Raw genomic sequence first — 14,433 nt, 5'->3', positions numbered from 1 at the left:
CCACGCGGGCATTCACTCCACGCACATGCCTATTTGGAGCCTCGAGTCCGTACTCCGGCCATCACGGTTACGCGTGGGCACGGGTGCCCACCCTACGCACGCCGCCGCCACTCCATCCAGCGCTCTTTGCCGGCAAACACCGGGATCGAATCGTCTACCTCGCGCTCGTCGGCCAGTTCGAAACCGGCATGCAATAAGCGTTCCAGTTCGGCCCGGCCGATGCCGAACGGCGGTCCCTTCGGATTATCGTCGAAAAAGAAGAAACCGGCCAATGTGGCCCCCGCCGGCAACAGCTCGGCCCAGCGGCTGACGATATCGGCACGTTTGGCCGGCGGCAGCGCGCACAAGAAGGCGCGCTCATAAATCAGCCCGAGCGGCCGCGGCGGCCGGTAGGTGAAGAAATCGGCCTGCAGCACCCGTTCCGACCATTTGCCCAGCACAGTGCGGGCGGCGTTCACGGCGGCGCCGGAAAAATCGATGGCGGTCACGTCCCAGCCGGCTTCCGACAATAAAGCCACTTCGTAGCCGCTGCCGCAGCCGGGAATCAGGGTCGCGACCGGCCGGCTGCGCGTCAGGTACTGCTGCAGCGCCTGCGGCACGCCGCCCATGTCCCAGGGCATGAAGTCCTGCTCGAAGCGATCGCTCCAGAAATCGGGGTGCGAGGGATCGCGGCTGGCGAACTTGGGAGCCTTATCCGGCGTCGCCACGGCTTACCACCAGATCCTGTGTGCAAAGCGCAGGTACAGGAGCGTCAGCAGCACGCCTGCCGCCAGGCCGCCGCCGACGTATACCAGCACGCCGAGGAAGTGGTTGGTCTGGCGCTGTTCCGCGATCAGCTTCCACATCAGTTCATTGTTTTGCTCGTTTTTGGGTTCGACCGCTTGCGTCAGCGCCTGGTGCGCCAGGCGCGGCAGCTGCGGCAGCAGCTTGCTGTAGCGCGGCATCTCGATCTTCAGCTGCTGGATCAGGCCGCGCCAGCCCATCTGCTCGCTCATCCAGCGTTCCAGGTGCGGCTTGGCGGTTTTCCACAGGTCGAGGTCGGGATCGAGCTGGCGGCCCAGGCCCTCGACGTTAAGCAAGGTCTTTTGCAGCAGCACCAGCTGCGGCTGCACCTCGACATTGAAGCGGCGCGAAGTCTGGAACAGGCGCAGCAGCACCTGGCCGAAGGAAATGTCTTTCAGCGGCCGGTCGAAGATCGGTTCGCAGCAGGCGCGCACCGCCGATTCCAGCTCGTCGACCCGGGTTTCCTTGGGCGCCCAGCCGGATTCGATGTGGGCTTCGGCCACGCGTTTGTAGTCGCGCTGGAAAAACGCCAGGAAGTTTTGCGACAGATAGTCTTTATCGAAATCGTTGAGGGTGCCGACAATGCCGAAATCGAGCGCGATGTAGCGGCCGAAGGTAGCCGGCGCCACCGACACCAGTATGTTCCCGGGATGCATGTCGGCATGGAAAAAACCGTCGCGGAACACCTGGGTGAAAAAGATCTCGACGCCGTCGCGCGACAGCTTGCCGAGATCGACGCCGGCATCGCGCAGGCGGTCCAGCTGCGAGATCGGGATACCGTGCATGCGCTCCATCACGATCACCGACGACGAGCAGTAATCCCAGTACATTTCCGGCACCACCAGCAGATCGGAATTGGCAAAATTGCGGCGCAGCTGGCTGCCGTTGGCGGCCTCGCGCATCAGGTCCAGTTCGTCGTGCAGGTATTTGTCGAATTCGCCGACCACTTCGCGCGCCTTCAGGCGGCGGCCGTCGGCCCACAGTTTTTCCACCAGGCCGGCGGCGATATGCATCAGCGCGACGTCTTCGTCTATCGACTTCTTCATGCCGGGACGCAGCACCTTGACCGCCACTTCCTTGCCGTTCTTCAGCGTGGCGAAATGCACCTGGGCGATCGAGGCGGAAGCCACCGGCACCCGCTCGAAGCTGGCGAACAGCTGGTCCGGATGGGCTTTCAGCGATTTTTCGATCTGCGCGATCGCCAGGTCGGAACTGAAGGGCGGCACCCGGTCCTGCAGGCGCGCCAGTTCGTCGACCATGTCGCCCGGCAGCAGGTCGCGGCGGGTCGACAGCACCTGGCCGAACTTGACGAAGATCGGTCCCAGTTCTTCCAGCGCCATGCGCAAGCGTTCGCCGCGCGGCGCCGAAATGTCGCGCCAGAAAATCAGGGTATCGATCAGCTTGGAAATGCGCGGCGTGTCGAAGCCCGACATGGCGATATCGTCCAGGCCGTAACGCACGGCGACGCGGACAATTTTGAACAGGCGCAGGAATTTCAGGATCATGGAGTCTTCAGTTTGTTGATGCGTTTGGCGAGCCGTTCCAGGTCGTCGCGCAGCCTGGTGACATCATTCGTAAAATCGGATACCGCCTGCGGCCGCACCAGCATCGGCTGCTCTTCCAGGAAATATTCGGCGACGTTTTCCGCCAGCTTCTTGTGGGTCGCCAGCGCGCCGGCGACCAGCGTCTTGCCGCCGCCGACGATGCGCACGGCGGCGATGTCGCCCACCAGCTTGCTCAGGTCGTGCTCGGCATCCCAGCGTATTCCTTGGCTGACTTGCGAAATGGCGTTGGCGAAATCGGCGTCGCCCTCGATCTTCACGTAGGAAAAAGCGCGTTCGCGGTTCTGCGCAATCAGCGGCAGGTCGGCCAGGTTGACGCGGATCGTGACGTTCACCGCCGTGTCCGGCGGCGGCGCCTGCAGCAGGCCGTCAGCGCTGACCTGCCAGGCCAGCTTGACGGCGCCGCCGTCGAAGCACGCGACCTTCTCCGCATGCGCGGCCAGGATGCGCTGCGCCCACGGTTCTTGCGCCAGCAGATGGTTGACGGCGGCGGTGATCGGCGTGAAATTGATTGAAGGAGTCATCGTCATAAAATAAAACCGCCCGTGATTATTCACGGGCGGTCCCAAGTTTATCAGTTTGTCAGGCTTAAAGCCTGCTACAGCCTTGGCATTTATGTATTGATCTGCTGGATCCCCGCCAAAACCCAGCCGCCCTGTCCGGTTTGCGGCTTGGACAGGTTCCAGACTTCGGTGAACGGTTCCGCCGACGCTTCCGGCACTTCCTTGATCAGGCCGGTGAACTTGACGCTGGCCAGGTAATCGCTGCCTATGGTTTCGATGCCCATCAGCTCGCCGTCCAGCTGCACCACGTCGGTATTGTTAGGCGATGCGCCGCGTTCCTGCAGTTGCAGGCGCAGCTCACCGAACATTTCGGGCGTGGTGAATTCGCGGATATCGTTGATATCGGCCTTGTCCCAGGCGGCTTGCAGGCGGATGAAGTAAGTCTTGGCGCTGCGCACGAAGCCCGGCACGTCGAAATCGTCGGGAATGCCCCAGGGCGCGCTATGCCCCGCCGGCGCCGAAGACTGGAACGACGGGCCGGAATTGATGCGCGAGCCGATTTCCGGCGTGAAACCGGAAGAGTTGCTGTCAAAACTGGCGGCAGGAGAATTCGCGCCGGAATAAGCGGCCGGCGCCGGGGTATTGCTGCTCTTGCGCATTAGCAATCGCACAACAAAAATCACCGCGACTGCCAGCAACGCCATCATCAGGAAAGAACCGAAAGCGCCGCCCATGCCGAAATGCGACATCAGCGCCCCCAGGCCGAGACCCAGCAAGGCGCCGCCGAGGATGCCCTTCCATGGACTGGCCGGCTTAGGCGGAACGCCTTGCGGCGTGGCGGCCGGCGTGGCCGGACGGGCCTGGTTGGCATTGCCGAAATTCTGGGTCGGCTGGCTTGGCGCCTGGCGCGAAATTCCCGACGACTGCTTGCCGAAAGAACCGCCGCCGCCCAGGCGGCGCGCGTCGGCGTTCGATATTGTCAACATGGTCAACGACAAGGTAGTTGCAACCATCAGCAATACCAGCAAAAATCTCTTCATGCGAGCTCCTACAGTTTTATGCCGGTATGCAAGGCTGCCACACCGGCAGTTAAATTGAAATACTCCACCCGCGCCAGGCCGGCATCCGTCATCATCTGCTTCAGGGTGTCCTGATCGGGATGCATGCGGATCGACTCGGCCAGATAACGATAGCTTTCAGAATCATTGGCAATTTTCTTGCCCAGCCACGGCAACACGGAAAACGAATAAACGTCGTAAGGCTTTTTCAGCGGTTCCCACACTTTCGAGAACTCCAGCACCAGCAACTTGCCGCCCGGCTTCAATACGCGCCGCATCTCCGCCAGCGCCGCATCCTTGTGCGTCATGTTGCGCAAACCGAAAGCCACCGACACCCGGTCGAAGTAGTTGTCCGGAAACGGCAATTTCTCCGCGTCACACAGCAAGGTGGGGGTGGACAAGCCTTTATTCAAGAGACGGTCGCGGCCGACGCGCAGCATCGATTCGTTGATGTCGGTCAGCCAGACTTCGCCGGTGGGCCCGGCGCGCTTGGCGAAAGCCTTGGCCAGGTCGCCGGTGCCGCCGGCGATATCGAGCACCTTGAAACCGGGGCGTATCGCCGCTTGGGCGATGGTGAAAATCTTCCAGACACGATGCAGGCCGGCCGACATCAGATCGTTCATGACATCGTATTTAGGCGCGACCGAATGGAAAACCTCGGCGACTTTGTGGACTTTATCGTCCTCGGAGACGGTTTCGTAACCGAAATGCGTGGTGTTGGTCATGGTGGGCAAGCTTGTTTTGGCAGACTTACATTATACAAGTCCGGCCGGCGCATGCTCAGCTTGCCAAATAATCTACAAGATATTTTTCGGCGACCTGCGCCAACGGCACATGACACCCGGGCAACTAAGCCTTGTCAGCCTTGCCCGCAGCATTGGCCAGCTTGCTCAGCATCTGGTCCATCAGCCAGGGCTTGCGGTCCTGGTCTTCCGCCAGTTCCTTGCGCCGGATAGCGTTGCGTACCACCAGCGAACCGATATAGCGCAGCGGCTCCGGCGGGAACTGGCCGCGCGGGCCGGCTGCCAGCGGGCTGCGGCTCCAGGCGTTGTCGAGGCCCAGCACCAGCGACGACAGCAGCTGGCCGCCCATGTAGCTGGGGCCGACGCCGTTGCCGGAATAACCGAAGCCGTAGAATACGTTCGGCATGTCATCCAGGCGCCCGAAAAACGGGAAGCCGGTGACCGAACGGTCGGACGGACCGTTCCAGCTGGCGGTGATCGGCACGCCGGCCAGCGCCGGGAAAAATTCGTGCAGGCTCTGTTTTAGCTGCTGCTCGTAGGGCGAACGCTGGTCGAACACCGGCAGGATGCGGCCGCGCCAGGCAAAGGTGTTGCCGCCCTTGCCGAGCATCAGGCGGCCGTCTTCGGTGGTGCGGTAATAGAACACGAAAGTGCGCGAATCGAGCACCGAGACGCCATCGGTCAGGCCGATGCGCTGCAATAGCTCGGGACATTTTTCCGTGATCACCATATCGCTGGAGACCACCGCCAGGGTCCGTTCGAACTGCGGGAAACGGCTGGCCATCCAGGCGTTGATGGCCAATACCACCTTGCCGGCCTGCAGGCTGCCGGCCGGCGTTTGCAAGGTGACTGTGGTTCCCGGCGTGAACGACAGCATCGGCGTTCTTTCGTAGATCCGTATGCCCATTTCCAGCGCTACGCGGCGCAAGCCGCGCACCAGCTTGCCCGGATGTACGGTCGCCGCCATCGGCGAAAATACGCCGGCGAGATTGCGCGCGGAACCGGAGCGGCGCTGCACTTCAGCGTCCGGCAATTCATGATAGGAACTGATGCCCTGCCGCTGCAATTCTTGCAGCACCGGGTCCAGCACCCCCAGTTGCGCCTTGGTGGTGGCGGTATACAGGGTGCCGTCCTGGCGGAATTCGGCATTGATCTTGTGCTCTCGACAAAAATTGCCGATATGGTCGACCACCGCTTCCGAAGCCTTGACCAGGCGTACGGCTTCGACCTCGCCGAACAGCCGGCGCAGGGTGAAGAATTTGGTCGACCAGGTCAGCAGGCAGCCGCCGTTGCGGCCGCTGGCGCCGGCGCCGCACAGGTCGCTTTCGATGATGGCGATGTCCAGCGCCGGGTCCTGCTGTTTGAGCTGGATTGCGGTCCACAAGCCGGTGAAGCCGCCGCCGACGATGCCGACGTCGGCTTTCTGCCGGCCTTGCAAGGCGGGGGCCAACTCACCGTCGGCGAACAATGCATCTTCCAGCCAGAATGGGCGCATGGCTCAGTATCCTATCGCTCAGTGTTTTATCGATTACGCGGTGACCAGCGCGCAGGCGGACATCAGCGTAGAAAAATGCGGCAGGCCGGGAGTCGCCATGCCTTCCATCTTGGCCTGGTCGTCCCACAGGCGCAGGCTGACGGCATCGGCAGCATAAGGACGGGCGATGAACTGCGCCGCCTCGGCGGCGGAAAACACACCGCCCTGCAATTCGAGGCTGCGCTTGGAATCCTCGGACAGGCGGCTCCAATAGCCAGCATCGGTCGCGCACAGGTAACGCTTGGCGTCGACATGCAGCCTGATCGGCTCCAGCACTGCCGGGCTGAATAAGCCGCGCAGATACGGTATTGCAAAATATTGATGGGTATCGTCGACGCCGCGCGCCGACGGCGTCTCGCCTTGCGGGTTCAGCAAATGCCCGAGATCGTGCAGCAAGGCGGCGCAGACCAGTTCCGGCTGGGCGCCGGCCTGTTCGGCCAGGGTGGCCGATTGCAGCGCGTGCTCGAGCTGGTTGACCGGCTCGCCGCTGTACATCTGGTGGCCGCCGCGTTCGAACAGTTCGCAGATTTGCGGGATGGTCAGCATATATTCAACTCCAATTCAGTTCCAACTTAGTTCCAGGGCAGAGAATAGGTTTTGGTGTTGCAGAAACTCTTCATCGCTTCCTGCACGCCTTCCTTGTAGCCGAGGCCGGAATCCTTGATGCCGCCGAACGGCGTCAGCTCCAGCCGGTAGCCGGGCACTTCGCGGACGTTGATGCTGCCGACCTGCAGTTCGCGCACAAAGCGGGTGATGTAGTCGAGGCGGTTGGTGCAAACCGAGGACGACAGGCCGTAGGGCGTCGAATTCGAGATGCGGATGGCGTCGGCGATATCGGTGCAGCGGATCACCGGCGATACCGGGCCGAAGGTTTCTTCGGCCACCAGCTGGCAATCGGCCGGCACGTGGTCGAGCACGGTCGGCGAATACAGCGCGCCGTCGCGCAGGTTACCGAACAAAAGCTTGGCGCCGTGCTGCTGGGCGTCCTTGACCTTGGCTTCGAAGGCGCTCGCCGAACGGGCGTCGATCACGGTCCCCATGTCGTTGTGCGGATCCATCGGATCGCCGTATTTGATCGCCTTGGTTTTGTTCACCAGCAGATCGACAAACTCGTCGGCCACGGCCTGATGCACGATCATGCGCTTGATCGCCGTGCAGCGCTGGCCGGAATTCTTGTACGAACCGGACACCGCCAGCGTCGCCGCTTCTTCCAGGTCGGCGTCTTCCATCACGATGATCGGATCGTTGCCGCCCAGTTCCAGCACCTGGCGTTTGTACACTGCCTTGCCGGCGATGTATTTGCCGATAGGCACGCCGCCGGTAAACGTCACCAGGTCGACATCGGGATTGGTCAGCATCTCGTCTGCGATTTCGGCCGGGTCGCCGGTGACCACCGAAAACATTTCCGGCGGCAAGCCGGCTTCATACAGGATGTCGGCCAGCAGCAGGGCCGACAGCGGTGTCTTTTCGGTCGGCTTGAGCACCATGCGGTTATTGGTGGCGATCGACGGCGCGACCTTGTGCGCGACTTGATTCAGCGGATGATTGAACGGCGTGATTGCCGAAATCGCTCCCAGCAGCGGTTCTTTCAAGGTGTAGACCTTGCGCTGCTTGCCGTGCGGCGTCAGGTCGCAGGAAAACACCTGGCCGTCGTCCACCAGCGCCTGGTTGGCGGCGAACACGAACACATCGCAGGCGCGGCCAACCTCATACAGGCTGTCTTTCTTGCACAGCCCGGCTTCTGCTGTGATGAGGTCGGAAATCGCATCGGTATTGGCGCGCAGCAGTTCCGCAGTCCGCAGCATGATGCGCGACCGTTCGTAACGCGTAAGCGGCGAACGGAATGCGCGTGCAACCTGGAACGCGTGGCGAATGTCTTCCACCGTGGCTTTCGGCACCGAACCGACCAGCGCGCCGTTGAAAGGATTGCGGATTTCCATGCGGCGCTGGTTGCCGACCAGCTTGCCGGCAATCCGCATGTCTTGGTGTAAAGGCTCGCCTTGCTTGAGCTTGCTCAGTTCGGTCAGCATCATGTCCTCAGGTCTGTTGGTCAGAGTGGAGAAAATCTATTGCATGTGTTGATGAATGCAGTTCATAGCGAGGAAGAACACATCGAAATTGCGCAGCCGGTGGTCCGCAGGGATGGCGCACAGTTTGCGGTTGAACATCAGCGGCACCCGCTGTTCGGAGATGCCGCCGTGCGAACGCAGCGGCAGCTTCAGTTCTGACAGGTCATGGCGGCTGGCCGCGGTGCCGATCACGGTCAGGCGTTCGCTGACCACCACCAGGTCGCCGATGCGGTCCGGCGGCAGCTCGAAGCGCTGCGCCGCCTGTTCGCGCGTCAGCACCAGCTCGATGCCGGGGATGGCGCGGATCTTGTCGGCGATGGCCGCACTATCGGCGCCGGCGCCAAGGTACACGGTAGCGTAGGAACCGAGCGCGCCGTGGTGCACTACGTAAGGATCGGTAATCGGCAGGATGACGCGGGTCTTTTCTACGCCCACGCGGGCATCCAGCACGTCTTGCAGATAGATCACGTTCGGCTTGCCGGCGCTGTCGGTCTTGGCGTTCATGCCGTGGTCGGCGGTAAGGCCGATCACCGCGCCCAAGGCGTCGAGCTGGGTCAGGTAATGGTCCATCATGGCGTAGAACGCGTTGGCGCCCGGCGTGCCTGGCGCATATTTATGCTGGATGTAGTCGGTGGTGGAAAGATACATGATGTCAGGCCGTTCGCTGGCCAGCAGCTTGACGCCGGCGGCGAACACGAACTCGGACAGTTCGGCGCTGTACACCGACGGCAAGGGCATGCCGACCAGTTCCAGCAGGTTTTCTATGCCGTTCTGTTCCAGCGTCGCCTGGTCGGCCTTTTCCGCCGAGAAGCAGATGCCGCGCATCTTGTGGCCGAGCAGGCCGCGCAGCTTGTCCTTGGCGGTCACCACCGCGACCTTGGCGCCGGCATCGGCCAAGGTCGCCAGGATGGTGGCGGCGCGCAGGTACTTGGCGTCGTTCATCATGACTTCCTGCTTGGTTTCCAGGTCGTAGAAATAGTTGCCGCAAATGCCGTGCACCGATGGCGGCGCCCCGGTCACGATCGACAGGTTGTTCGGATTGGTGAAGCTCGGCACCACGCAATCGGCGCTCAGCACCGTGCCCTGTTCCGTCATCTTTTTCAGGAACGGCGCGACGCCGGCCTGGATCGCCTGGTTGATGTATTCCTGCTCACAGCCGTCGACGCAGACCACGACCAGCGGCTGCTGCATCGATTGATATGTGCGACCGTTGATGTTGAAAGATCCGCTGAGAGTTTTGGTATTGGACATGAGATTGCCTTCGCTGTGAGTCAGACTGGCTTATAGGTTTACTTCAAGGTGATTGCTGCGGCCGAGGCAGCTTTTTCCTGCGCCTTGTGCATGCGGTTGCGGCCGGCCACCGCGTGTTCGCGCATGATGTCGCCGGCGGCTTGCGGATCGCCGGCGGCGATGGCGTCGACGATCTTGTGATGTTCGGTAGTCGAAGTCGGCAGGCTGCCCTTTTGCGCCAGCGCCGAGCGGCGGAACAGGTTGAGCTCGTTGACCAGGCGGCGGTAGGTATGCAGCAGCTTCTTGTTGGCGGTGAACTGCACCAGCGCATCGTGGAAGGCCAGGTTCAGCTTCAGGTAGCCGTCGACATCGCCCAGCGCCACCATGCCGTCCATGCGATCGAGCAGCGTGCGCAGTTCCTGCACCTGAGCCGGCTTGATGGTGGCAGCCAGCTTGCGGCCGATCAGTTCGTCCAGCGCGGCGCGCACTTCGTAGATTTCATCGGCTTCTTCAACCGAGATCTGGCGCACGAACACGCCGCAGTTTTTTTCCTGCTGCACCAGCCCCGCCTCTTCCAGCGCCCGAAATGCCTCGCGCACCGGGCCGCGCGACACACCCATCATTTCCGCCAGCGAGACTTCGTTGAGCTTGTCGCCGGCGACCAGGTCGCCCGTCAGGATCATGCGCTCCAGCTCTTTCTGCACCAGCGAAGGCAGCGAGTTTTTCTGGACCAGGGCGATGGTGTTCATGGTGCGGTTGGTAGTCATGGCTGATCTTTTTTCGAGTTGGTGATTGCACTTTAATTGAACAACGTGTAGATTGTCAACAAAATACATAAAACATGATGCAATAAAAAGCCGCGGCAAAAAGCGGCAGGGCGTAAAAGCTTGACCAGGTTTCAATATCGGCAGCAGTGGAAGATTTGCTCACCATCTGAGGAGATGACAATGAAACAGCAATTTGCACGAATCCTGCGCGCAAGCGCGGCAGCCGGGGCTGCAACGGCCCTGTTAGGCACTGCCTTTGCCCTGACCGCTGCCAGCAGCCATGCCCAGTCCAGGACCGCGCTGCTGGTATATACCGCGCTGGAAACCGACGCCATGAAACAGTACAAGGACGGTTTCGAAAAAGCCAACCCGACGGTGGAGATCCGCTGGGTGCGCGATTCGACCGGCGTCGTCACCGCCAAATTGCTGGCCGAAAAGAACAATCCGCAAGCCGACGTGGTAGTCGGCCTGGCCGCCACCAGCCTGGCGCTGCTGGGCCAGGAAGGCATGCTGCTGCCGTATGAGCCGAGCGGCATGAAACAGCTCAATCCCGCCTACGTAGACAGCGCCCGGCCACCAAGCTGGATCGGCATGGATGTCTGGGGCGCAACCGTCTGCTTCAACACGATAGAAGCGAAGAAGCTGAACCTGCCCAAGCCCACCAGCTGGGCCGACCTGGCCAAGCCGGTCTACAAGGGCCAGATCGTCATGCCCCACCCCGCTTCCAGCGGCACCGGCTACCTCGATGTCACCGCCTGGCTGCAAATGTTCGGCGAAGCCAAGGGCTGGCAATACATGGATGCGTTGCACCAGAACATCGCCCAATACACCCACTCAGGCTCCAAACCCTGCACCATGGCCGGCACCGGCGAATTCCCTATCGGCATTTCATTCGAATTCCGCGGCCATCAGGTGAAACGCAGCGGCGCCCCTGTCGAATTGATTTTTCCAAAAGAAGGCCTAGGCTGGGATGTGGAAGCCAGCGGCATCATGAAAGGCACCAAGAACCTGGCAGGGGCCCAGAAACTGGTGGACTGGATGAGCAGCAAGGAAGCCAACCAGATCAGCTCCAACTGGTGGGCCATCGTCGCCTATCCCGGCATCGCCAAGAAAGTTGAAGGGATTCCGGACGATTATGAAAAGCTGCTGATCAAGCCCAACGATTTCAACTGGTCCGCCAAGAACCGCGAACGGATCCTGGCCGAATGGGGCACACGCTACAACTCCAAGGCGGAAAAGAAGTAACGCGCGCCATTCGTGACCAACCGGGAGAGCAGTAATTATGTCTCAGCAGAATCCTAGCCCTTGCCTGGCGCCCAAGCCTTACCTGACGCTTGAAAACATCTCGAAATCGTTCGGCAGCTTCCATGCGCTGCGCGACATCAACCTGACAGTCGGCGAAGGCGAGTTCGTCTGCTTCCTGGGGCCGTCCGGCTGCGGCAAGACCACCCTGCTGCGCATCATCGCCGGCCTCGAAAGCCAGAACCAGGGACGCATCGTCCAGGGCGGCAAGGATATCTCGTGGCTGGCGCCGATCCAGCGCGACTACGGCATCGTGTTCCAGTCCTATGCGCTGTTTCCCAACCTGAGCATCGCCGACAATGTCGCCTACGGCCTGGTGAACCGCCGCCAGAGCCGCAGCGCCACTGCCGAACGGGTACAGGAACTGCTGACGCTGGCCGGTCTGCCGAGCAGCGGCAAGAAATTCCCGGGGCAGTTGTCCGGCGGCCAGCAGCAGCGGATCGCACTGGTGCGGGCGCTGGCGACTTCTCCCGGCCTGCTGTTGCTGGATGAGCCGCTGTCGGCGCTGGATGCGCTGGAGCGGGTGCGCCTGCGCAGCGAGATCCGCCAGCTGCAGCAGCGGCTGGGCGTGACCACCATCATGGTCACCCACGACCAGGAAGAAGCCCTGACCATGGCCGACCGCATCGTGGTGATGAACCATGGCGCCATCGAGCAATGCGGCAGCCCGCAAGACATCTACCTGCAGCCGGGCTCGCCGTTCGTCGCCTCGTTTGTCGGCAAGGTGAACATCTTGCGCGGCGTTTCGCTGGGAGACAGCCGTTTCCGCATCGGCAAGCTGGATTTCCACTGCGAATCGCGGGTCGATCACATTGCCGCCGGACAGCCGGTCAAAGTGTATTTGCGGCCGGAAGATTTTGTGGCGCGCAGCGTCGAGCAGCGTACCCACAACCACGCCATGGCGGAAGTGAAGAAAATCGAATTCCTGGGCGCCTTCAGCTACCTGACGGTGGTGCTGGAAGGCATGGAACAGCAGCCGGTGGTGGCTTCGATGTCGCTCAACCTGTTGAAGGAACTGGGACTGCAGGTCGGCAGCAAACTGCGTTACGGCTTGCTGCCGGAACGCATCCGCGTGTACCAGGACGACGAACAAGCGCAGACGGTGGCGGCATGAGCAGGCCGGCCAGCGCGCTCGGCATGATGTCGTCGCCGGCCGGCGGCGCCAGGCAGGCGGCGGCCGGCCGCCAGCAAAGCCACTGGCATGAACGCATCGCGCACGGCATGCTGTTGCTGGTGTGCGCCGGGCTGGCGGTATTCCTGCTGATGCCGGTGCTGATGATCCTGGTGCAGAGCGTGCAGGACAAGGATGGCCTGTTCGTCGGCCTGCGCCAGTTCGGCGAATACATGTCGACCTCGGCATTGCGGCAGTCGGTGCTCAATACCTTGTTCATAGCGGTCTCGGTGACGCTGCTGGTGATCCCGGCGGCCTTCACTTTCGCCTATGCCCTGACGCGCAGCATGATGCCGTTCAAGCGTTTTTTCCGCACCCTGTCGCTGATCCCGATCCTGGCGCCGTCGCTGCTGGCGGCGATCTCGTTTGTGCAATGGTTCGGCACCCAGGGCGCGCTCAAGGGCTTGCTGGGAGGCGCCTCGATCTACGGTCCGATCGGCATCGTCATCAGCGAGTGTTATGCGGTGTTTCCGCATGCACTGATGATATTGATTACCGCGCTGTCGCTGGCCGACGGCCGCCTGTATGAAGTGGCGGAATCGCTGGGCACCAGCCGCCTGCGCAAATTCTGGACCATCACCCTGCCCGGCGCCAAGTACGGCCTGATCAGCGCGGCGCTGGTGGTGTTCACTTTCACTGTCAACGATTTCGGCGTGCCCAAGGTCATCGGCGGCGATTTCAACGTGCTGGCCATCGATGTTTACCAGCTGGTCGTCGGCCAGCAGAATTTCAACAAGGGCGCGGTGGTCAGTCTGTTGCTGCTGTTGCCGGCACTGATGGCGTTCGCCATCGACTTCACCATACGGCGCAAGCTGCAATCGCAACTGTCGGCGCGCGCCGTGCCGTTCGTGCCCAAGCGCCACCGGCTGTTCGACGCCTTGATGTTCAGCTACTGCGGCCTGGTCTGCCTGTTGCTGCTGTCGGTGCTGGGCATGGCGGTGTACACCTCTTTCATCAAGCTCTGGCCTTACAACCTGACGCTGGTGTGGGACCACTATTATTTCGGACTGATCCAGGACGGCATCCTGGAATCGTATTTCAACAGCCTGCGCCTGGCAGCCTACGTAGTCGCCAGCGGCATCGTGCTGATCTTTGGCAGCGCCTACCTGGTGGAAAAGACTCGCGGCATGGAAGCGGCGCGGCCGGTGATCCGGCTGCTGGCCATGCTGCCGATGGGCGTGCCGGGACTGGTGCTGGGCCTGGGTTACATCATGTTTTTCAACCACCCCGACAATCCGCTTAACTTCCTGTACCGCAGCATGGCGATCCTGGTGCTGTCGACGGTGGTGCACTACTTTACCTCCAGCTACCTGACCGCGGTCACCGCGCTGAAAGCCATCGACAACGAGTTCGAAGCGGTCTCGGCTTCGCTCAAGGTGCCCTTCTACAAAACCTTCCTGCGGGTGACGGTGCCGGTCTGCCTGCCGGCGATCCTGGACATCGGCCGCTACCTGTTCATCAACGCCATGACCACCATTTCGGCGGTGGTGTTTCTCTACTCTCCTGACACCACGCTGGCCTCGGTGGCGCTGCTGAACCTGGAAGCCGAGGGCAAGATCGGTCCGGCGGCGGCGATGGGAACCCTGATCGTGCTGACGTCCACCATCGTCTGCATCCTGTATGCGCTGACCACGCGCGTGCTGCTGAAGAAGGCGCAAAGCTGGTGCCAGACCTGAACCATTTGAAGCGCAACCGCAACTACAACTGAACC

Annotated in this window: 13 protein-coding genes; 3 read left to right on the top strand and 10 right to left on the bottom strand. The window is 61.7% G+C overall.

The annotated features are described in order from the left end of the window. Nucleotides 1-92: 92 nt before the first annotated feature. The 10 genes from CFU_RS03290 to CFU_RS03245 form a co-directional block, all read right to left on the bottom strand. Nucleotides 93-707: a methyltransferase domain-containing protein gene (locus CFU_RS03290; RefSeq protein WP_014004636.1), complete on the bottom strand. Its 615-nt coding sequence runs from the start codon at nt 705-707 to the stop codon at nt 93-95. A 3-nt stretch (nt 708-710) separates the two neighbouring features. Then, nucleotides 711-2,288 (bottom strand): ubiquinone biosynthesis regulatory protein kinase UbiB, encoded by a 1,578-nt coding sequence (gene ubiB, locus CFU_RS03285; RefSeq protein WP_014004635.1) that lies wholly within the window; start codon nt 2,286-2,288, stop codon nt 711-713. After that, nucleotides 2,285-2,875 carry an SCP2 sterol-binding domain-containing protein gene (locus CFU_RS03280; protein WP_050808459.1) on the bottom strand — a complete coding sequence of 197 codons (591 nt, stop codon included), beginning with the start codon at nt 2,873-2,875 and terminating at the stop codon, nt 2,285-2,287. The genes ubiB and CFU_RS03280 overlap by 4 nt, the downstream gene beginning before the upstream one ends. An 83-nt stretch (nt 2,876-2,958) precedes the next feature. Then, on the bottom strand, nt 2,959-3,888 hold the full coding sequence (locus CFU_RS03275) for a Tim44 domain-containing protein (RefSeq protein ID WP_014004633.1): 930 nt from the start codon (nt 3,886-3,888) through the stop codon (nt 2,959-2,961). A gap of 8 nt (nt 3,889-3,896) precedes the next feature. Next, nucleotides 3,897-4,631 (bottom strand): bifunctional demethylmenaquinone methyltransferase/2-methoxy-6-polyprenyl-1,4-benzoquinol methylase UbiE, encoded by a 735-nt coding sequence (gene ubiE / locus CFU_RS03270; protein ID WP_041741166.1) that lies wholly within the window; start codon nt 4,629-4,631, stop codon nt 3,897-3,899. A gap of 124 nt (nt 4,632-4,755) precedes the next feature. Continuing rightward, nucleotides 4,756-6,144, bottom strand: a complete 1,389-nt coding sequence (locus CFU_RS03265) for an FAD-dependent oxidoreductase (RefSeq protein WP_014004631.1) — start codon at nt 6,142-6,144, stop codon at nt 4,756-4,758. A gap of 33 nt (nt 6,145-6,177) precedes the next feature. Next, nucleotides 6,178-6,729: a phosphonate degradation HD-domain oxygenase gene (locus CFU_RS03260; RefSeq protein ID WP_014004630.1), complete on the bottom strand. Its 552-nt coding sequence runs from the start codon at nt 6,727-6,729 to the stop codon at nt 6,178-6,180. Nucleotides 6,730-6,755: 26 nt separating this feature from the next. Further along, nucleotides 6,756-8,213, bottom strand: a complete 1,458-nt coding sequence (phnY, locus tag CFU_RS03255) for a phosphonoacetaldehyde dehydrogenase (protein ID WP_041742961.1) — start codon at nt 8,211-8,213, stop codon at nt 6,756-6,758. A 36-nt stretch (nt 8,214-8,249) separates the two neighbouring features. Further along, the gene (gene phnA / locus CFU_RS03250) at nt 8,250-9,503 is read right to left on the bottom strand and encodes a phosphonoacetate hydrolase (protein WP_014004628.1); all 1,254 of its coding nucleotides are present in this window, start codon (nt 9,501-9,503) and stop codon (nt 8,250-8,252) included. 38 nt (nt 9,504-9,541) lie between these two features. Then, on the bottom strand, nt 9,542-10,249 hold the full coding sequence (locus CFU_RS03245) for a phosphonate utilization associated transcriptional regulator (protein ID WP_041741165.1): 708 nt from the start codon (nt 10,247-10,249) through the stop codon (nt 9,542-9,544). A 180-nt stretch (nt 10,250-10,429) separates the two neighbouring features. On the opposite strand from CFU_RS03245, the gene CFU_RS03240 reads away from it, so the two are divergent. Genes CFU_RS03240 through CFU_RS03230 form a run of 3 tightly spaced genes read left to right on the top strand, consistent with a single transcriptional unit; the run spans nt 10,430 to nt 14,398 of the window. After that, on the top strand, nt 10,430-11,494 hold the full coding sequence (locus CFU_RS03240; RefSeq protein ID WP_050808458.1) for a putative 2-aminoethylphosphonate ABC transporter substrate-binding protein: 1,065 nt from the start codon (nt 10,430-10,432) through the stop codon (nt 11,492-11,494). Between the two features lie 37 nt (nt 11,495-11,531). After that, nucleotides 11,532-12,665 carry a putative 2-aminoethylphosphonate ABC transporter ATP-binding protein gene (locus CFU_RS03235; protein WP_014004625.1) on the top strand — a complete coding sequence of 378 codons (1,134 nt, stop codon included), beginning with the start codon at nt 11,532-11,534 and terminating at the stop codon, nt 12,663-12,665. Next, the gene (locus CFU_RS03230; RefSeq protein WP_014004624.1) at nt 12,662-14,398 is read left to right on the top strand and encodes a putative 2-aminoethylphosphonate ABC transporter permease subunit; all 1,737 of its coding nucleotides are present in this window, start codon (nt 12,662-12,664) and stop codon (nt 14,396-14,398) included. Before CFU_RS03235 ends, CFU_RS03230 begins: the two co-directional genes overlap by 4 nt. Nucleotides 14,399-14,433 lie beyond the last annotated feature (35 nt).

Source organism: Collimonas fungivorans Ter331 (assembly GCF_000221045.1).
Classification (GTDB): Bacteria; Pseudomonadota; Gammaproteobacteria; order Burkholderiales; family Burkholderiaceae_D; genus Collimonas; species Collimonas fungivorans_A.
The sequence above is the reverse complement of the archived record's forward strand: the minus strand, read 5'-3'. Positions and strand labels throughout refer to the sequence as shown.